Source organism: Pseudofrankia inefficax (assembly GCF_000166135.1).
Lineage (GTDB): Bacteria > Actinomycetota > Actinomycetes > Frankiales > Frankiaceae > Pseudofrankia > Pseudofrankia inefficax.
The window spans coordinates 6,784,751-6,804,012 of the sequence record NC_014666.1 but is presented as its reverse complement, the minus strand read 5'-3'; the positions used below and the strand labels follow the sequence as shown (position 1 = coordinate 6,804,012).

Below are 19,262 nucleotides of genomic sequence, written 5' to 3'. Positions count from 1 at the left end.
CGCTCAGAGCTGGCTGGCCAGCAGCTCCCGGTGGTGGACCGGGTCGCCGAACAGGACGCGGGAGCTCTTCGCGCGCTTGAGGTACAGGTGCGCCGGGTGCTCCCAGGTGAAGCCGATCCCGCCGTGGACCTGGATGTTCTCGGCGGCGGCGTGCACGTACGCGTCCGAGCAGAAGGCCTTCGCCAGGCTGGTGACCAGCGCGAACTCGGGGTCGTCCGGCCGCTGGGCCGCCGCGGTCGCCGCGTAGGAGGCCGAGCGTGCCGACTCGACCTCGACCAGCACGTCCGCCAGCTTGTGCTTGACGGCCTGGAACGAGCCGATCGGCCGGCCGAACTGGACCCGCGTCTTGGCGTAGTCGACCGCCATGTCGAGCACCCTGCCGGCACCGCCGACCTGCTCCGCGGCCAGCGCCACGATCGCCAGCCGGATCGCGCGCTCGATCGCGGGCCAGCCCTCGCCCTCGGTGCCGATGAGGCGCGCGGGCACGCCGGCCAGGTCGAGCCGGGCCTGCCGGCGGGTCTGGTCCAGGGTGGCCAGGCGGGTGCGGGTCAGCCCGTCGGCCGCGCCGTCGACGGCGAACAGGCCGATCCCGGCGCCGGTACGCGCCGCGACGAGGACGAGCTCGGCGGTCGCGCCGTCGAGCACGAACGTCTTGGTGCCCGAGACTCTCCAGCCGCCGGCCGCGCGCTCGGCGGTCGCCTGGACGGACCCGGCCTCCCAGCGCCCGTCGGCCTCGGCGACGGCGAGCGTCGCGACCGTGCCGGCGGCGAGGCCGGGCAGCAGGTCGCTCGCCGCCGCGTCGTCGCCGGCGGCGAGCAGGGCCTGCGCGGCGGTGACGGTGGCCAGGTACGGCGCGCACAGCAGCGCCGCGCCGGTCTCCTCGGCGACGACGCCGATCTCGGCGAACCCGTAGCCGACGCCGCCGAGCTCCTCCGGAATGCCGAGACCCAGGATCCCCAGGTCGTCGGCCAGCGCCCGCCACACCGCCGGGTCCCAGCCGGTCGCCGTCGTCATGCTCGCGCGGACGGCGTCCTCACCGGACACGTCGGCCAGGAACTCCCGGACGACCGCGCGCAGCTGCTCGCGTTCCTCACTGAACGACACACTCATCCGAGCCTCCCAGCTCCGCGAAACCTGCGACGGCCTTCCTGGCGACGGCCTTCTTGGCGACGACGCTCCTGGCGACGACGCGACCCGCCAAGGGGCTAGAGGTCCGCCCAGCCCTCGTGCCGGTCGGCCCGGCTCGGCTGGCGGCCCAGGCGCAGCGGCGCGAGCGGCGCGTCCCGCATCAGGAACCGGCCGTTGGACTCGCTCACCTCGAACAGCCGCTTGCGCCAGCGCTCGACGCTGCCGCCGAACGTGGCCGCCTTCTCCAGCTCGGCCCACGCCTGCATGCTCTCGATCGCCCACAGCAGGATGCACTCGGAGTCGTCCGCGAGCGCGGTCCGGAAGGCGCCGATGAGCTTCCAGCCGAACGGCTCGAACACCGGCACGGCCTCGGCGGCGACGATCTCCAGGAAGTCCCGGGCCGTGCCGCGCGGGACCTTGACCATCTCGTGCGTGTACACGTCGCCGCGGATGCCGTCGGCGCACAGCTGGGAGATCGTCGGCGACCACGGCGTCGGCACGATGACCCGGTCGAGGCCGCCGCTGCGGTAGGTCGCGGCCTCCTCCCACCACTTGGCGAGCTTCGGGTCCTGGAAGGTGGCCGACTTCGTCTCGTGCTCCAGGCCCGCGGCCAGGCCGTCGAAGCCGTCCTCCTCCCACATGTTGACGACCTGGGGCCAGCGGCCCGTGGTCCCGATGACGCCCCAGACGCCGTAGCAGAGCTGGTCGCGCTCCTCCTGGGCGATCGGGCTCCAGTTCGCCGTCATGTGGTGGACGTAGTTCGCCCGGTTCGACCCGCGGATGTCGATGAACTCGTGGGTGTAGACCTTCGTGTTCTCGCTGGTCATCTGGTCGGCCCTTCTGCGCGCCGCGCCGCCGGCCGCGTGGCGAGAAGATCGGTTGCGCGGGTCGGTGCTGGTGAGTCATGGTGTGCCCGCGAGCGGAGACGCGTCGCCCCAGCCGTCTTCTCCACCGCGGGGCTGGCGGTGGAGAAGACGGTGGCCGGGGCTCGGCGCTCGGTCGCGTCCCGGGCTGCTCAGTTGGCCAGGGACGGCGAGCCGCTCATGTGTAGATTGTATATAACATACCTTCCGGGTCTGGGAGGGACGAGAAGACGCATGGCAGTCGGGGACTGGCTGAGCCGCCAGGGGATTCCGTTCGTGATCGAGACGCCGGGCGGGTCGGGTCGGCCCATCCCGGGTCTGCGTTCGGTCCCCGCTCCGGACCTCGACTGCGCGTACGCGCTGGCCGAGGCCGTGGCGACGATGGGCCCCGGCGTCGCCGCGCTCTGGGACGGCGACGTGCTCACGTTCGTCTCCCGGCGGGTGGACCCCGGCGAGCCGACGGTCGCGCGTACGGCCCTGGAACTGGCGGCCGCCGTCGAGACGGCTCGCACGCTCGGTGCCGGCAGCGTGGCCGTCCGGCCCGCGTTCGACCTGGCTGCCGACCCGGGGCCCGCGGTCGGGGCCGGGGCCGACCCGAGCCTCGCGGCGCGGCTGACAGGCACGTCCTGGCTGCCGGGCGGTGAGCCGGTCGCCGACCTGGTGCTGGCCGGCCGCGGCGTCGTCCGCGCCGGCGCGGTGCCCGCGCTGCAGGAGCTGGCCGCCCGCACCGGCCTCGGCGTCCTGAACGTCTTCACCGCGAAGGGCGTCTTCCGCTGGGACAGCCCGTTCCACCTCGGCACCGGCTGCCTGCAGGAACGCGACCTCGCGCTGGCCGGAGCGCATCCGGACGCCGTCGTCGTCGGAGTCGGCCTCGACGCCGACGAGTGCCCGCCGGCGCTGTTCGCCGCGGCGGGGCTCGATCCGGCCCGCGTCGTCACGCTCGACCCGGCCGATCTTCCGGCCGCCGCCGAGACGCTGCGCGCCCGGATTCCCGTCGTAGAAGGCGGCGAGCGGCCCGCGCTCTACCGTGACCTCTCCGCCGTCGTCGGCCCGCTCTACGCCGAGACGACCCCTCCGCTGAACCCCGCCTGCGCGGCCGCCGACCTCGCGGCCGTGCTGCCTGCGCACGGATCGGTTTTCTCCGAGCCGGGACCGGCCGCACACTGGTTGGGACGGACCTTCTCCACGGTTCGGCTCGGCAGCGTCCGGGTGCCGGCGGCCGGCGGTGCCGGCCTGGCCATCGCCGGGGCGATCGCCGCCGGGCTGACCGGGGCGGGTGCCGCGGTGGCGGTGGTCGACCGGGTGCCGGACGACGGCGTCGCCGCGGGCTGCCTGCGCTGGGCCGACGAGCTGGGGCTGACCGTCGTCGTCGAGGTCTGGGGCGACGACGGCGAGCCGCTGTCGTCGGCCGAGCACCGCGCGGCGGTCACGGCCCGGCTTGCCCAGGGCGGCGTCGGTGTCCTGGAGCTGCCGGTCGACTACGCGGCGCTGACCGCGCTGGTCGCGGCGGCCGGGCCCGTCGTGGCGTGGGGCGGCTGACCAGGGCGATGGCCTGGACTCCGCGCGAGAAACTGAAATATTAAAAGGAATCCGACTTCGACAGCACGACCCGACCCGGCGGCCACGACCCAATCGGAGCCTGGCAGCCCACGACCGCGAGCGGAGACTGGCATGCAAGCCGACGACCTCATCCTGATCAGTGTCGACGACCACCTGGTCGAGCCACCCGACATGTTCAAGGGCAGGCTGCCCGCGAAGTTCGACGACGTCGCCCCGAAGGTCGTCCGCCGCGACGACGGCTCCGACGTCTGGACCTTCAACGGCACCGTCATCCCGAACGTCGGCCTCAACGCCGTCGCCGGCCGGCCGAAGGAGGAGTACGGCGTCGAGCCGACCTCCTTCGAGGAGATGCGCCCGGGCTGTTTCGACATCCACGAGCGGGTCAAGGACATGAACGCGGCCGGCGTGCTCGGCTCGATGTGCTTCCCGTCCTTCCCCGGCTTCGCCGCCCGCCTGTTCGCGGCGGCGGAGGACAAGGAGCTGGCGCTCGCCGTCGTCCAGGCCTACAACGACTGGCACATCGACGAGTGGGCCGGCACCTACCCCGGTCGCTTCATCCCGATGGCGCTGCCGGTGCTGTGGGACCCGGAGCTGGCCGCCAAGGAGGTCCACCGGGTCGCCGCCAAGGGCTGCCACTCGCTGACCTTCACCGAGAACCCGGCGACGCTGGGCTACCCGAGCTTCCACGACAAGCACTGGGACCCGCTGTGGAAGGCGCTGGTCGACACCAACACGGTGATGTCGATCCACCTCGGCTCGTCCGGCAAGCTCACCCTGACCGCCCCGGACGCGCCGATGGACGTCCTGATCACCCTGCAGCCGATGAACATCTGCCAGGCCGCCGCCGACCTGCTCTGGTCACGTGTGATCAAGGACTTCCCGGACATCAAGATCGCGCTGTCCGAGGGTGGCACCGGCTGGATTCCCTACTTCCTGGAGCGCGTCGACCGCACGTACGACATGCACCACCTGTGGACCGGCCAGAACTTCGGCGGCAAGCTGCCCAGCGAGGTCTTCCGGGAGCACTTCCTCACCTGCTTCATCGAGGACCCGATCGGCGTCGCGACGCGGAACAAGATCGGTATCGACAACATCTCCTGGGAGTGCGACTACCCGCACTCCGACTCGACCTGGCCGTACCCGGGCGAGGAGCTGCTCAAGGCCTGTGACGGCGTGCCGGACGACGAGATCAACAAGATGACCTACGAGAACGCCTGCCGCTGGTACTCGTTCGACCCGTTCCAGCACCGTTCCAAGGCCGACTCCACCGTCGGTGCGCTGCGCGCCGAGGCCGCCGGCCACGACGTCTCGACCCGGTCCTTCGACCAGGGTCGTTTCGAGATCAAGCACGGTGGCATCTCGCTCGGTGAGATGACGGCGCGCGCCACCGCCTGACCAGAACCCGAGCCATGGTGGTCGGCGGGCGTCCCACGACGCCCGCCGGCCACCGATCGTCCCGTCACCCGGAAGCGAGCCGGCAGATGAGCGGCACCGTCCAGAACAGCGTCCCCGACCTCGACGCCCGGCCCGACGGCGTGGACCTGTCGGTCCCCGAGACGTTCTGGGAGCTGGTAGAGCGGCGCGCCGCCCTGACGCCCGACACCGAGCTGTTCGCCGACGGCCTGGGCCGCGGCCTCACCGCGGCCCAGTTCAAGGCGGCCGCCGAGCGGACCGCGGTGGCGCTGGCCGGCCGCGGGATCGGCGTCGGCACGGTGGTCAGCTGGCAGCTGCCGACGACGCTGGAGTCGGTCGTCCTGATGATGGCGCTGGCCCGGCTCGGCGCGACCCAGAACCCGATCATCCAGACCCTGCGCGAGCGCGAGGTCGGCTCGATCACGGCCAAGGCCGGGACCTCGGTCTTCGTCACCGTGCCGAGCTGGCGCGGCTTCGACCACGGAGCGCTGATGTCCGCGCTCATCGCCGACCGGGGTGGGGTGGGCGAGCTGCTGCTCGTCGACCACCGCGCGGCGGCGGCCGAGGGCCGGCTCGCGCTGCCGATGGCCGACGCGGGGGAGCCCCTGCCGCCACCGGCGCCACCCGCCGGCCCGGGCGAGACGCGCTGGATCTACACCACCTCCGGCACGACGGCCGACCCCAAGGGGGTGCTGCACACCGACCACTCGGTGGCCGTGGCGGCTCGCGGCAACGTCACCGGGGCCGAGCCGACGCCGGCGGACCTGTACCCGATCGCGTTCCCGCTGGCCCACATCGGCGGCGCGGTCATGCTCGCCGCCTCGCTGTTGTCCGGCCTGCGCCTGCTGCTGCTCGACAGCTTCGACGCCGAGACCACGCCACGGCTGATGGCCGCGGCCGGGGCCACGATGCTCGGCTCGGCCGCGCCGTTCCTCAACGCCTACCTCGCCGCGCAGGCCGCGGACCGGGTCGACGACCCCGGCGCAGTGCTCTACCCCAAGCTGCGGGCCGCGTACAGCGGCGGCGCCCCCAAGCCACCCGGCCTGCACGCCGCGGTGGCCCGCGAGCTCGGCGGCCGAGGGGTGCTGTCCAGCTGGGGGATGACCGAGTTCCCGCTCGCGACCCACGCCCGGCTCGACGACACCGACGACGAGCTCACCGCGACCGAGGGCCGGGCGGCCCCGGACGTGGAGATCCGGGTCGTCGCCGTCGACGGCACGCCGTGCCCGCCGGGGGTGGAGGGCGAGCTGCTGCTGCGCGGCCCGCAGCTGTTCTCCGGCTACCTGGGCGTTCCCGCCGGCGAGATCGCCGAGCTCTTCGACGCCGACGGGTTCTTCCGGACCGGCGACCTCGGCGTCGTCGGCCCGCGCGGCCACGTCCGCATCACCGGTCGCCGCAAGGATGTGATCATCCGCAACGCGGAGAACATCGCGGCTCCCGAGGTCGAGGACATCCTGGCGACTCATCCCTCGATCGCCGAGGTGGCCGTCATCGGCCTGCCCGACGAACGGACCGGTGAACGCTGCTGCGCGGTCGTCCGGCTCACCGCAGGGGCCGCTCCCGTCACCCTGGCGGACCTGGCGGCGCACGCGTTGGCGGGCGGTCTCGCGAAGTTCAAACTGCCCGAGCAGGTCGAGTTCGTCGACGTCCTGCCCCGCACCGACATGGGCAAGGTCGCCAAGAACCTGCTGCGCAAGCGTTACCTCCCCTGAGCCGGCTCATACCTCCCGACCGGGAAGGGCCTGGGCCCGCGACCAGGAGGTATGAGCCGACCGCTCAGCCGCCCGCGAAGGTGAGGGTGGGCGCTGTCCTGGCCGCCTCCAGGGCGAGCAGGTGGCGCTTGCGGTCGAGGCCGCCGCCGTAGCCGGTCAGGTCGCCGGTGGAGCCGACCACCCGGTGGCAGGGCACGATGATGCTGATCGGGTTGCGGCCGTTGGCGAGGCCGACGGCGCGGGCCGCGGTGGGCCGGCCGACGCGCTCGGCCAGTTGGCCGTAGCTCATGGTCTGGCCGTAGGGGATCTCCCGAAGCGCGGCCCAGACGGTCTGCTGGAACGGCGTGCCGCTCGGCGCGAGCGGCAGGTCGAAGGCCGTCAGGGTGCCGTCGAAGTAGGCGCGCAGCTGGGCGATGACCATGCCGAACGGCTCCGCGTCACGGTCGCCGAAGCGTTCCTCGACCGGCCGGTGCCGATGTTGCTCCATGTAGAGGCCGGCCAGGGCACCGTCGACGGCGACCAGCGTGAGGTCACCGATCGGGCTGTCGATCACGGTGTGGGTGACGTGAGGCTGCTTAGGAGACATCGCTCGTCCTTGGGGTCGGAATCTGGTTGATCGGGTGGTCGCTGGTGGACCAGAGGTGCTGGACGGCGTAGGCGCGCCACGGCCGCCAGGCGGCGGCTCGGGCCGTCAACGCGGCCGGCCGGGCCGGCAGGCCGAGGCCCTCGGCCGCCCGGCGCACCCCGAGATCCGTGGCCACGAACGCGTCGGGGTCGCCGAGGGCCCGCATCGCGACCGACTCGACGGTCCACGGGCCCACCCCCGGCAGTGCCGCCAGCCGGGCCCTGGCCTGCTCCCAGTCGCCGCCGACGTCGAGCTCCAGGTCACCCGAGGCCAGCGCGGCGACCAGCGCGCTCACCGTCGCCCGCCGGGACCGCGGCATCGCCAGCGTCTCCGGGTCCAGCTCGGCCAGCGCCTCCGGTGTCGGGAAGAGGTGGGTGAGCCCGCCCTCCCGGTCCTCGACCGGCTCCCCGTGCGCGGCGACCAGCCGGGCGGCGTGCGTCCGGGCCGCCGCCGTCGAGACCTGCTGGCCGAGCACCGCGCGCAGCGCGAACTCGGGCGGGTCCGTGGTGCGTGGCACCCGCCGGCCGGGGCTCTTGGCGACCAGCGGGGCCAGCGCCTCGTCGGCGCCGAGCTGGGCGTCGACCGCGACCGGGTCGGCGTCCAGGTCGAGCAGCCAGCGGCAGCGGCTGATCGCCGTGGTCAGGTCGCGCAGGTCGGACAGCGTCAGCCGGCACTCGACGTGGTCCGGGGTGGGCCGCAGCGCCACGATGCCGTGCCCGCGCGGCAGCCGCAGGGTCCTGCGGTACGCGCCGTCACGCCATTCCTCGACGCCCGGCACCGCGGTGGCCGCCAGGTGCCCGAACAGGTTGTCCGGGCAGAGCGGGCGCCGGAACGGCAGCCGCAGCACCAGGGTGCCCTGGGTCCTCGGGTCCACCGTCGACCTCGCCCGGGCCCGCAGCTCGCTGGGTGTGAGGGCGAAGACCTCCCGGACGGTGTCGTTGAACGTGCGCACGCTGGCGAACCCGGCCGCGTACGCCAGGTCGGCCATCGGTAGCGCGGTGGTCTCGATGAGCAGCCGGGCTGTCTGCGCCCGCTGGGCGCGGGTGAGCGCGAGTGGCCCGGCCCCGAGCTCGGCGAACAGCTGCCGTTCGAGCTGGCGCACGCTGTAGCCGAGCCGGGCGGCCAGACCCGGCACGCCCTCGCGGTCGACCAGACCGTCGGCGATCAGCCGCATCGCCCGGCCGACCAGGTCAGCGCGTTCGTTCCACTGCGGTGAACCGGGCACGGCCCCTGGGCGGCAGCGCTTGCAGGCCCGGAAGCCGGCCTGCTGCGCCGCCGCCGCGCTCGGGTAGAACCGCATGTTCGCGGGCTTGGGCGGCGTCGCCGGGCAGCTGGGCCGGCAGTAGATCCCGGTGGTGAGCACCGCCGTGAAGAACCAGCCGTCGAACCGCTCATCCTTCGCCTGGACGGCTCGCACGCACCTCTCAACGTCCTGGTACATAGGACCAGCCTGCTCGCCGACACCGCCCAGGTCTCGCGGAAAAACGACATGGCGGTGCCGGGCCTCGACCTGTGCCGGCGACCCGGTAGACCTGCTGATCATTGGATTCGTCGCCCTGATCGTGACGGCCCTGTTGCTGCGCCGGCTCGACCCGCGCCGCGCCCGCAACCGCTGAACCAAACGTGTGCACGTACGCGCACCATCCGATTGCTGTGCGCGTACGTGCACACCGGCTAGGCTGTGCACGTACGCGCACAACCGGGCCCCGAGATCCGGCTCGACAACGTGCACAATCTTGGGCTGTTCGTTCGTTCGTTCGGACCGGCACCGGCAGGGCATGACCCAGATCCAGCTGTGCGCGGCGTCCTGGTGCTTGATCGCCGTTTCGGCCCTTGGGTGGTGGTGATCGAGCCCGAATTGCGACCTTTTGAGGGCTTAGGCGGCGATCATGAGGGCGCCGGAACGGGGCTGGCCCTGCCTGAGGCGGCACTGGCTCGGCTCGGCCGCTCGGGCTTCACGCGGTCTCCGCCGCGGCAGGGGTGAGTAGTCCCGCGTCGCGTAGGTGGTTGACGACGGCCTCGGCGGAGGATTCCGGGGTGGTGGTGCCGGAGGCGTCGAGGTGGATTTCGGGGTTGTGGGGGGCTTCGTAGGGGGAGTCGATGCCGGTGAAGTTGGCTAGTTCGCCGCGGCGGGCTTTGGCGTAGAGGCCTTTGCGGTCGCGGGCTTCGGCGACGTGTAGGGGGGTGTCGACGTGGACTTCGATGAATTCGCCGTTGTCGAGGAGGTCGCGGGCGAGTTGGCGTTCGGCGCGGAAGGGGGAGATGAAGCTGGTGAGGACGATGAGGCCGGCGTCGGCCATCAGTTTGGCGACTTCGGCGATGCGGCGGATGTTCTCGACGCGGTCGGCTTCGGTGAAGCCGAGGTCTTTGTTGAGGCCGTGGCGGACGTTGTCGCCGTCGAGGAGGTAGGTGTGGAAGCCCTCGTCGTGCAGCTTCTTCTCGACCAAATTGGCGATGGTGGATTTCCCGGCGCCGGATAGTCCGGTGAACCAGATGACCGCGGGGCGTTGGCCCTTGGTGGCGGCGCGGGCGGTTTTGTTGACTTCGACGGCCTGCCAGTGGATGTTGTGCGACCGGCGGAGCGCGAAGTGTAGGAGGCCGGCGGCGACGGTGGCGTGGGTGTATTTGTCGATGAGGATGAAGCCGCCGGTGTCGCGGTTGACGGTGTAGGGGTCGAACGGGACGGGCCGGTCGAGGGTGAGGTTCGCGACGCCGATCTCGTTGAGTTCCAGCGTTTTCGCCGCGGTCTGTTCCAGCGTGTTGACGTTGACCTTGTATTTGGGTGGGGCGAGGGTCGCGTTGACGGTGCGGGTGCCGAGTTTGAGCAGGTAGGGCCGGCCCGGGAGCATCGGCTCGCCGCCCATCCAGACCAAATGGCATGCGAACTGGTCGGCGACCTCGGCCGGGGCGTCGGCGGCGGCGAGGATGTCGCCGCGGGAGACGTCGATCTCGTCGGCCAGCGTGAGGGTGACCGACTGGCCGGCGTAGGCGGCTTCCAGGTCGCCGTCGGCGGTGACGATCCGGGTGACGACGGACTCCTGGCCCGACGGCAGCGCTCGGATCTTCTGCCCGGGGCGGATCATCCCGCCGGCGACCTGGCCGCAGAAGCCGCGGAAGTCCAGGTTCGGCCGGTTGACCCACTGGACCGGTAGCCGGAACGGCCCGTCGCCCGCGGTGTCGGCGATCTGGACGGATTCCAGGTAGCCGACCAACGTGGGTCCGGTGTACCACGGCGTACTCGTGGACAGCTCGGTGATGTTGTCGCCGCGCAGCGCCGACAGCGGGATGGCGCGGATGGCGTCACCTTCGAGGCCGATCTGGGCGGCGAACGTCCGGTAGTCGGCCTCGATCTCGTCGAAGGTCTGCTGGGAGTAGTCGACGAGGTCGAGCTTGTTGATCGCCAGCACGACGTGGCGGATCCCGAGCAGCGAGACGAGGTAGCTGTGGCGCCGGGTCTGGGTCAACACGCCCTTGCGGGCGTCGATCAGGATGACGGCGAGATCCGCGGTGGAGGCGCCGGTGACCATGTTGCGGGTGTACTGCTCATGGCCGGGGGTGTCGGCGACGATGAACTTGCGTTTCTCCGTGGAGAAGAACCGGTAGGCCACATCGATCGTGATGCCCTGCTCCCGCTCGGCCGCGAGGCCGTCGACGAGCAGCGCGAAGTCGAGTTCGCCGCCCTGGGTGCCGACCTTCTTCGAGTCCGACTCCAACGCGGCCAACTGGTCGGAGAACACCAGCTTCGCGTCGTACAACAACCGGCCGATCAGCGTCGACTTGCCGTCATCCACGCTGCCGCAGGTGATGAACCGCAGCATCGACTTGTCCTCATGCCGGCGCAGATACGCCTCGACGTCCGTCGCGAGCAGCTCATCCGTCGCATGCGCCATCAGAAGTATCCCTCGTGCTTCTTCTTCTCCATCGACCCCGACGAGTCGTGGTCGATGACCCGGCCCTGGCGCTCCGACGACGTCGTCAACAACATCTCCTGGACGATCTCCAGCAGGGTCGACGCCTCGGACTCGACCGCCCCGGTCAACGGGTAGCAGCCGAGCGTCCTAAACCGGATCGAGCGCTGCTCCGGGATCTCACCCGCCGCCAGCGGCATCCGCTCGTCATCGACCATGATCAGAGCGCCGTCGCGTTCCACGACCGGCCGCGGCGCCGCGAAATACAACGGGACGATCGGGATGTTCTCCCGGTGGATGTAGAGCCAGATATCCAGCTCGGTCCAGTTCGACAACGGGAACACCCGAATCGACTGCCCCGGCGCCTTACGCGCGTTGTACAACCGCCACAGCTCCGGACGCTGGTCCTTCGGATCCCACCGATGCGCCGCCGACCGGATCGAGAACACCCGCTCCTTCGCCCGCGACTTCTCCTCATCCCGACGCGCCCCACCAAACGCCACATCAAACCCGTACTTGTCCAACGCCTGCTTCAGGCCCTCGGTCTTCCAGATGTCGGTGTGCATCGCCGACCCGTGATCGAACGGATTGATCCCCCGCTGCACCGCATCCGGATTCTGATGCACCAACAGATCCAGGCCCAGGTTCGCGACATGCTGGTCCCGGAAGGCGTACATCGCCTGGAACTTCCACGTCGTGTCCACATGCAGCAACGGGAACGGCGGCTTCGACGGAAAGAACGCCTTCATCGCGAGATGCAGCATCACCGCGCTGTCCTTACCGACCGAATACAACATCACCGGCCGCTCAGACTCCGCGACAGCCTCCCGAAAGATCTGGATGCTCTCCGCCTCGAGGCGCTGCAGGTGCGAGAGATGGGGCGTGCCCGGGCGCAACAGCTCCGGGGCATCCGCCCGCGTGGTCACGCCCATTCGATCAGATCCCGCACCGTCGACCGTTCGAGCATTCCGTAGGTCTCCTCTCCGTCCCAGCTGTACCGACACTCCCCCTGGAACAGCACGGGGAAGTTCGGCATCTCCGGCCGGTGGACGGTGTCGTGCGTGGTGTTCACGGTGCTGCCTTCGATGCGGGTGATGCCGAGCTCGGACTCGAACACGACGGGGACGGGGTCGCCCGACGGTACCAACCGGCGCAGCCACGGAGCCTCGACGACGACGGCCGGGATGAGCTTTCCCTCACCGAGGAACAGGTAGCCCTCGTTGTAGACCGGGCGGCCGTCCGGGTGCGGCGGGTACGCGATGTAGCCGAACCCCTTGCCGCTCGGGAACACCGCGGACTGCCAGGCGTGGCCACGGAACTCCTCCAGGTTCCGGACGCCCTGGCGCTTGATCCGCAGCCCGCTGCCGGTGAACGTCTTCTCCTCGCCCGCCACCCGCACGACGCCCTGCGCGGTGCACAGCTGCTCGATGCGCGGGCCGTGCCCCATCATGTCGCCCTCGGAGGTGTTCTTCAGCAGGTCGGCGGCGTCGGCGCGCAGCGCGCCCTGCTCCCACGGCGGCACGGCCATCGTGGTGACGACCTCGACCTGGAGGTTCACCGTCGGCCCGTCCTGCTTGCCGTCGATGAGCGCCTGCGAGGTCGTCTCGACGGCCGGGCCGTCGTAGGTCATCCGCCAGGTCCTGTACGGCTCGATCACCTCGAACGCGAGGCCGCCGGCGCCGAGAATCGCCGGCTGGCCCGCCGCGTTGAAGGGCGAGTGCGCCGCGCCCGGGGCGCGCAGCCGGTAGACCCGGCCGTCGGCGAAGACCACGTTGAAGGTGACGGTGTGGGTGTCCCAGTTGGACGCGACGGCCTCGATCCCGAACCTGGGCAGCCCGATCTCGCCCTTGTCGTCGGTGATCCAGAAACTCGCCGAATCCCGCATCTCCGGGTTCTCCGGGCGGGCCGGGAAGAAGTACTCACGCTCGGCGGGCAGACCACCGGTGAGATCGATCGCCATGGTGGTGGCTCCTGTCTACCTGTCGCCGGCTGGCGCGGCGGTCGGGTGGTTGGGGGCGGCCGCGCGGGTGGTCCAACGCGCCGACCGGGCGATGTACTCCGCGAAGCGCGGACGGATGGCGTCGAGGTCCAGGCCGTAGTCGGCCGGATCGGAGTGCTTGACGCGCACCCGCTCCTCGGAGTTCTGCTTCCACCAGCCGCGCATGTTGTCCTCGAACGTCGGCGTGACCGGTTCGCCGAGCCAGTCGTAGAGGCCGCGGATCTCGCCGATCGGGTCGCTCTGCATGGCGCGGAAGTCGATGTCGTAGAACCGGTGGTCGTTGCCGCTGGCGCGGAACGCCAGCGTCCGGTCCATCCCGGTCGTGAGCACCTCGGTGTTGACCGCGCCGATGTACTGCTTGTCGACGGTGTCGTTGAACCGCGACGCCACGTTGGCGTAGACGTCGCACACCGAGACCAGGACCTGGGTCGGGTCGCGGTGGGTCATCACGAACCTGGCGTCGGGGAACGCCTTGTCGATGTCGACCAGGTGCGCGAGGTGGTTGGGGTTCTTCAGCCGCCAGGGCTTCGCCGGCTGGCCCCACTGCAGGTACTTCAGTGCCCGGCGCATGTACTGGAACGTTTCGGTGAGGTCGGCGTCGAGCAGCCACTGGGCGTAGGAGGGGACGTGGGCGAAGCACTCGAAGTAGTGGACCTTGAAGTCGAGCATCATCAGCTCGTGGCATTCCTGCGGGCCGTCGGGGAACGACGGGACGAGGGCCTTGTCGAGCTCCGTGCGCCGGCCCTGGATCTCGATCTGGCGCAGCAGCCGCGGGTCCGGGGACTCCGTCACGGCGGCCGGCGGAGGCACGGGCTCGGCGGCCTCCCAGCGGCGCAGGTAGCGGATGGCGGGGTCCTCGGCGAGCAGCCCGGCCAGCGCGGTCGACCCCGTCCGGGGGAGGCCGAGCGCGATGAGCGGACCGAGAACCGGCGCGTCGTCGGTCTCCGGATGGTCGGAGTACCACTGTTCGATGTGCAGGCGGGTCTTGAGCGCGCCGACCATCAGGTGACGCAGCGCGGCCTGGCCGGCCGCGTTGAGGTGGGCCTCGGTCTCCAGCGCGCGGGTGGCACGCTCCAGGCCCTCCCGGAAGCTGTCGCCGCCGAAGTCGTCGAGGCCGGTGGCGGCTCGGGCCTCGTCGATCAGGTCTTGCGGTAATCGCATGGGGTGGCTCCCTTCACGCCGGCAGCGGTCAGCCGGCACGGGCGGACCCGCGCGGGGTGAGCGGATCCGGTGAGCGTCGTCGGCACCGGGTGGGGCACGTGCCCGACGGCGGCGGGTTCGGGACGATGGGGGGCGCTGGCCGCCACGGGCAGCCGAAGATTTGGTGACAGTAGAGTGCCACGAATGGCATCGCGCCGCAACCACCGCCAAGGAGGCGAACCCGACCATGGCGAGCGAGCCAGTGAACGAGCGTGGCACCGGCGAACAGGTTGGCGCTGACGAGACCGCCGGACGGCGTCGCTACGACAGCCCGCTGCGGCGCCAGCAGGCCGCCCAGACGCGCGAACGCATCCTCAACGCCGGCTCCGAACTGGTGCACGAGTTCACCACCTGGGACTGGCGCGGACTGACGTTCCGGGCGGTCGCCGAGCGGGCCGGAGTGGGGGAGCGCACCGTCTACCGGTACTTCGCCACCGAGCGGGAGCTCCACGACGCGATCATGCGTCGGCTGGGCGAGGAGTCCGGGATCAGCTACGACGACCTGAGTCTCGACCGGATCGGCGATGTCACCGAGCGTCTCTTCGCGACGCTGCCGTCGTACGCGATCATGCGCTGGGACGTGGCGGAGCCGATCGGGCCGACGCTGCTGGCCGAGGAACTGCGCCGGCGGGAGGCGATGGTCGACGCGGTCGCCGCGCCGACGGCGGACTGGAGCGACGAGGAGGGCCGGATGGCCGCCGCGATGCTCGACCTGCTGTGGAGCGTGCCCTCCTACCAGCGGCTGCTCAGTGCCTGGTCCCTCGACGGCCAGCAGGCGACGAGGGCGATCACCTGGGCCATCGGCGTGCTGGCCGACGCCATCCGCGCCGGCCGCCGCCCACCCCCCGCAGCCACCGAAACCCCCGCAGCCACCGAAACCCCCGGGGACAACGACGGGTCACCCAGTTAAAGGGTGCGAAAGAGGCCGCCGTCGGCGAGGATCTGGGCGCCGTTGACGTAGGCGGAGGCGTCGCTGGCCAGGAAGACGCAGACGCCGACCAGGTCCTCGGGCACGCCGATCCGCTTCATCGGGTTCATCTCGGCGGCGTTGCGCTGCGCGTCCGGGCCCCAGGCCTTGGAGATGTCGGTGTCGAACGCGCCCGGCAGCACCAGGTTGGCCCGTACCTTCGGGGCCCACTGCCCGGCGAGGCCGAGCGTGAGCGCGTTCAGACCGGCCTTGGCCATCGCATAGGGCAGGTCGAACCCGCCGGGCCGCAGTGAGCCGGCGGTGGTCACGTTGATGATCGAGCCACCGTCGCCCGCCGCCATCCGTTCCCCGACGAGCGCCGAGAGCCGGAACGGCCCGGAGGCGTTGACGGCGTGCACCTTGTCGTAGAGCTCCCGGGAGACCGTGGAAAGGCCGTCGTACACCGGCGACATGCCCGCGTTGTTGATCAGCGTGTCGACCTTGCCGAACTCGCCGTAGGCGGTCTCGACGAGCCGGTCGCAGTCGTCCCAGCTCCCGACGTGGCAGGCGACCGGCAGCGCCCTGCGGCCGGTGGCCGCCTCGACCTCCTTGGCCGCCTCGACGCACGCCTCGTACTTGCGGCTGGCGATCACGACGTCGGCACCGGCGGCCGCCACGCCTTCGGCGACGGCCCGGCCGATGCCCCGGCTGCCACCGGTGATGAGGACGACGCGGCCGGTCAGGTCGAAGAGCTCGGAAGGTGTCTTCATACGTCATCCTTACCTGGCGCCAGCGCCGATCAAGGAACGAAAATATAGTTGACCCAGTCACCTGTCTACACGGAAGCAGGGAGGGCGAGTGGCAAACGAGCTCGGCGCGGATGGCCTGCGCTTCGAACGGGACGGCGCCCTCGGCTGGTTGACCATCGACCGGCCGCACGCGCGCAACGCCTTCACCCCGGCCATGTACTTCGGCATCAAGAAGGCGGTGCACCTGGTCAACGCCGACGAGGAGCTGGCGGCGCTCATCATCACCGGCGCCGGCGACGTCTTCGCGCCCGGCGGCGACCTCGCCGGGCGCAGCGACCCCGGCGACGAGCAGCCGCCGAACATCGGCGCCCACATGCTGCCGTTCCTGACCATCCGGGACAGCACCGCGCCGGTCATCGCCGCCGTGAACGGCATCTGCCAGGCCGGCGGGCTGCTGATCGCGATGATGGCCGACATCTGCGTGGCCAGCGACCGGGCGACCTTCCGGGTGCCGGAGCTGCTGCGCGGCATCCCGGACGCCACCTACGCGGCGGTGCTGCCCGCCCACGTCGGCATCGCGGTCGCCCGCGACCTGCTGCTCTCGGCGCGCAAGTTCGACGCGGCCGAGGCCCAGCGGCTCGGCCTCATCACCCGGGTTGTTCCGCACGAGCAGCTGCGCGACGCGGCCGTCCAGGCGGCGCGGGAGGTCCTGCAGACTCCGCCGATGGCCCGGATGCACGTGAAGCGGATGCTCAACGAGCGTTACGGCTTCATCGACTACCAGACGATGTTCTGGTCGCTGGAGAACTCGCCGGAGCCTCGCGAGGGCATGCGCGCGTTCATGGAGAAGCGCGCCCCGGAGTGGGTGCCGGCCGAGTTCGCCGGCGGCGGGCCCCTGTGAGGTCGGCTTCCTGGACCGGGGGCGTGGCGGTCCGATGACGGCATCGGCGGCGGGGCCGAGGCGGGCCACCGCCGCCGACACCTTCCGGCCACCACGCAAGATGGCGCATGTGCTGGCGGCCGATCTGCGCCGCCAGATCCTGCGCGGCGCCCTCACCGTCGACCAGCAGCTGCCACCCGAGGCCGAGCTGATGGTCGCCTTCGACGTCTCCCGGGACACGCTGCGCGAGGCGCTGCGCATCCTGGAGGCGCAGTCGCTGCTCGACGTCCGGCGCGGCCGGGGCGGCGGGGCGGTGGTCCGCCGCCCCGGGCTCGCGTCCGCCGGGCGGTACGTCGCCCTCCTGCTGCAGCTGCGCGGCACGACGCTCGCGGACCTGGAGGAGGCCCGGGCGGTGCTGGAGCCGCCGGCGGCGACCCGGCTGGTCGCCGGTCTCGGCGGCGAGGCACTCGACCGTCTCGTCGCGCTGCACGACGCCGCGCGGGCGAGTGTCGGCGACCCGCTCGGGTTCGCCACCGCGGTAACGATCTTCGATCAGGCCGTCATCGAGCTGTCCGGGAACCGGTCCGTCGCGGTGATCGCCGGCATCCTCCGGGTGATCTACGCCGGTCAGGTGTTCCTGGCGATCGAGGCGTCCGACCGGGCATCCGCCGAGCTGATCGCCCGCCGCGTCGTCGACGCGCACGAGGAGTTTCTGGCCGCGGCCCGCCGCCGCGACCCCGTCGCCGCGGGCGACGCCTGGACCGGCTATGTGCTCGGCACCGCTGGCCTGCTGGTTCCCCCGGGCCGCGGCGGCGAGCGGATCGACGTCGTGCCGCTGTGGCGGGCCCGGGCCGGGCAGGCCGTCGCCAGGGCCGACGCCGCCGGAGTGGGGGATGGCTCGCCGAGGCGCGTCGCGGCCATCGTCGCGAGCGAGATCCGCGCCCGCATCGCCGAGGGGCGGCTCGCCGAAGGCGACCGGCTCTCCTCGCTCGCGGACCTCGCCGTCGAGTTCGGCATCTCCCGGCCGACCCTGCGTGAGGCGCTGCGAATCCTGGAAATGGAGTCCCTGTTGGAGGTGCGGGCCGGTGACCGGGCCGGCCCGCGGATCTGGCATCCCTCCACCCAGGTCGCCGCGCAGCTCGCGGGCACGGTGCTCGAAGCCCGTCAGGTGACGTTGGCCGACCATTTCCACGCCGTCCGCCTGGTCGAACCGGCGATGATGAAGCTGGCCGCCACCCGGATCGACCGGTCGTCGCTGGCCGAGCTGGCCCGGCTCGCGGCCCTGCTGACGGCCGTCGTCGACGACACCGCGATGTTCTCCGAGACCTGGCGGCGCGCCTCGGCGGTGGCCTTCGGCGCGACCGGCAATCCGGCGCTGGGCGTCGTCGCCGAGATTCTGCAGTGGGTCCGGGCCGGCACCCGTCCGGCGGTGAACGTCGACACCGACGAGTCCTGGACCGCGGCCCGGGCCCGCCTCGTCGCCCTGTTCAACGAGCTGGTGAACGCGCTCGTCGCCGGTGACCCCGCCCGGGCCGGCGACCGCTGGGCCGCCCTCCTGGACGTGAACCTGCCCTTCGTGGAGTCCCACGACTTCGCCCACCGGCTCATCGTCGACCTCATCGACTGAGGGACCGAGGGGCTGAGGGACCGAGGCACCGAGGGGCTGAGGGGGCCGAGAGGCTGAGGTCAGGAGCGGTCCTGCTGGTCCGGCTTCGCGGGGGCGTCGAAGGCGCTGAGGTAGTGCTCGATGAGCGCCAGCGTCTCCTCGTGGCCGGTGGCGATCCCGAGGACGTCCTCGGAGATGAGGAGCCGGGCGATGCCGGTCATGACCAGCGTGAGCACGGCCGGGGGGACCGCCACCGGGTCCGCGCCGGTCTCGGCCAGCCGGTCGGTGATCGCCTTGACCTGCAGGGCGCGGAAGCGTTCCGCGTAGTCCGCGATCTCGGTGCGGATCGCCTTGCGGTGGTTGGCCAGCGCCTGGAACTCGGACAGCAGGACGTTGCCCTCGGGCTCGCTGGCCAGCTCCCACAGGGCCCGCAGCGGGTTCTCGGCGGCGAGCGCCTGCTCGTAGCGCTTCAGGTTCCCCTCGGCGCCCTTCCGGAACAGCGCCAGGAAAAGGTCGTCCATGGTTCGGAAGTAGTAGTGGACGAGCGCGGGCTTCACGCCGGCCTTGGCCGCTACGCGTCGCGAGGTCGCGGCCGCGTAGCCTTCCTCGATCATGATCGTCGCCGTCACGTCGAGCAGTGCGGCCCGGGTCTTCGAGTCGGGAGCGCCCATCCGCCGGGGAGTCGTCATCGTGCCGCGCGCCTCGCGGCCGG

General features: G+C 71.6%; 16 protein-coding genes. 6 read left to right on the top strand and 10 right to left on the bottom strand.

All coding sequences use genetic code 11. The annotated features are described in order from the left end of the window. Positions 1-3: 3 nt before the first annotated feature. On the bottom strand, positions 4-1,110 hold the full coding sequence (locus FRAEUI1C_RS27580; protein ID WP_013426654.1) for an acyl-CoA dehydrogenase family protein: 1,107 nt from the start codon (positions 1,108-1,110) through the stop codon (positions 4-6). Between the two features lie 95 nt (positions 1,111-1,205). Continuing rightward, positions 1,206-1,955 carry an NIPSNAP family containing protein gene (locus tag FRAEUI1C_RS27575; protein ID WP_013426653.1) on the bottom strand — a complete coding sequence of 250 codons (750 nt, stop codon included), beginning with the start codon at positions 1,953-1,955 and terminating at the stop codon, positions 1,206-1,208. A 270-nt stretch (positions 1,956-2,225) separates the two neighbouring features. Here FRAEUI1C_RS27575 and FRAEUI1C_RS36710 point away from each other — a divergent pair, with 270 nt between their 5' ends. The 3 genes from FRAEUI1C_RS36710 (at position 2,226) to FRAEUI1C_RS27560 (ending at position 6,676) form a co-directional block, all read left to right on the top strand. Beyond that, positions 2,226-3,530, top strand: a complete 1,305-nt coding sequence (locus tag FRAEUI1C_RS36710; RefSeq protein WP_013426652.1) for a thiamine pyrophosphate-binding protein — start codon at positions 2,226-2,228, stop codon at positions 3,528-3,530. A gap of 132 nt (positions 3,531-3,662) precedes the next feature. After that, positions 3,663-4,946 (top strand): amidohydrolase family protein, encoded by a 1,284-nt coding sequence (locus FRAEUI1C_RS27565; RefSeq protein ID WP_013426651.1) that lies wholly within the window; start codon positions 3,663-3,665, stop codon positions 4,944-4,946. 86 nt (positions 4,947-5,032) lie between these two features. Next, on the top strand, positions 5,033-6,676 hold the full coding sequence (locus FRAEUI1C_RS27560) for a class I adenylate-forming enzyme family protein (protein WP_013426650.1): 1,644 nt from the start codon (positions 5,033-5,035) through the stop codon (positions 6,674-6,676). Positions 6,677-6,740: 64 nt separating this feature from the next. Here the strand turns inward: FRAEUI1C_RS27560 and FRAEUI1C_RS27555 are convergent, their stop codons facing one another. The 6 genes from FRAEUI1C_RS27555 to FRAEUI1C_RS27530 all read right to left on the bottom strand — a co-directional run bounded on the left by FRAEUI1C_RS27555 (position 6,741) and on the right by FRAEUI1C_RS27530 (position 14,369). Beyond that, on the bottom strand, positions 6,741-7,262 hold the full coding sequence (locus FRAEUI1C_RS27555; RefSeq protein WP_013426649.1) for a methylated-DNA--[protein]-cysteine S-methyltransferase: 522 nt from the start codon (positions 7,260-7,262) through the stop codon (positions 6,741-6,743). Continuing rightward, entirely contained in the window at positions 7,252-8,718 is a 1,467-nt protein-coding gene (locus FRAEUI1C_RS27550; protein ID WP_269724368.1) for an AlkA N-terminal domain-containing protein, read from the bottom strand. The genes FRAEUI1C_RS27555 and FRAEUI1C_RS27550 overlap by 11 nt, the downstream gene beginning before the upstream one ends. A gap of 538 nt (positions 8,719-9,256) precedes the next feature. After that, the gene (gene cysN / locus FRAEUI1C_RS27545; protein ID WP_013426647.1) at positions 9,257-11,191 is read right to left on the bottom strand and encodes a sulfate adenylyltransferase subunit CysN; all 1,935 of its coding nucleotides are present in this window, start codon (positions 11,189-11,191) and stop codon (positions 9,257-9,259) included. Beyond that, the gene (gene cysD, locus FRAEUI1C_RS27540) at positions 11,191-12,141 is read right to left on the bottom strand and encodes a sulfate adenylyltransferase subunit CysD (RefSeq protein ID WP_013426646.1); all 951 of its coding nucleotides are present in this window, start codon (positions 12,139-12,141) and stop codon (positions 11,191-11,193) included. Before cysD ends, cysN begins: the two co-directional genes overlap by 1 nt. Beyond that, positions 12,132-13,169 (bottom strand): DUF7064 domain-containing protein, encoded by a 1,038-nt coding sequence (locus FRAEUI1C_RS27535; RefSeq protein WP_013426645.1) that lies wholly within the window; start codon positions 13,167-13,169, stop codon positions 12,132-12,134. Before FRAEUI1C_RS27535 ends, cysD begins: the two co-directional genes overlap by 10 nt. A 15-nt stretch (positions 13,170-13,184) precedes the next feature. Further along, positions 13,185-14,369 (bottom strand): sulfotransferase family protein, encoded by a 1,185-nt coding sequence (locus tag FRAEUI1C_RS27530; protein ID WP_013426644.1) that lies wholly within the window; start codon positions 14,367-14,369, stop codon positions 13,185-13,187. Positions 14,370-14,595: 226 nt separating this feature from the next. Here FRAEUI1C_RS27530 and FRAEUI1C_RS27525 point away from each other — a divergent pair, with 226 nt between their 5' ends. Continuing rightward, the gene (locus FRAEUI1C_RS27525) at positions 14,596-15,318 is read left to right on the top strand and encodes a TetR/AcrR family transcriptional regulator (RefSeq protein WP_013426643.1); all 723 of its coding nucleotides are present in this window, start codon (positions 14,596-14,598) and stop codon (positions 15,316-15,318) included. Here FRAEUI1C_RS27525 and FRAEUI1C_RS27520 read toward each other — a convergent pair. After that, the gene (locus FRAEUI1C_RS27520) at positions 15,315-16,085 is read right to left on the bottom strand and encodes an SDR family NAD(P)-dependent oxidoreductase (protein ID WP_013426642.1); all 771 of its coding nucleotides are present in this window, start codon (positions 16,083-16,085) and stop codon (positions 15,315-15,317) included. The genes FRAEUI1C_RS27525 and FRAEUI1C_RS27520 overlap by 4 nt on opposite strands. An 88-nt stretch (positions 16,086-16,173) precedes the next feature. Here FRAEUI1C_RS27520 and FRAEUI1C_RS27515 point away from each other — a divergent pair, with 88 nt between their 5' ends. Then, positions 16,174-16,965, top strand: a complete 792-nt coding sequence (locus FRAEUI1C_RS27515; RefSeq protein WP_013426641.1) for an enoyl-CoA hydratase/isomerase family protein — start codon at positions 16,174-16,176, stop codon at positions 16,963-16,965. A 34-nt stretch (positions 16,966-16,999) separates the two neighbouring features. Further along, positions 17,000-18,571 (top strand): FadR/GntR family transcriptional regulator, encoded by a 1,572-nt coding sequence (locus FRAEUI1C_RS27510; protein WP_013426640.1) that lies wholly within the window; start codon positions 17,000-17,002, stop codon positions 18,569-18,571. A gap of 59 nt (positions 18,572-18,630) precedes the next feature. Here the strand turns inward: FRAEUI1C_RS27510 and FRAEUI1C_RS27505 are convergent, their stop codons facing one another. After that, positions 18,631-19,239 carry a TetR/AcrR family transcriptional regulator gene (locus FRAEUI1C_RS27505; RefSeq protein ID WP_013426639.1) on the bottom strand — a complete coding sequence of 203 codons (609 nt, stop codon included), beginning with the start codon at positions 19,237-19,239 and terminating at the stop codon, positions 18,631-18,633. Between the last annotated feature and the right edge of the window lie 23 nt (positions 19,240-19,262).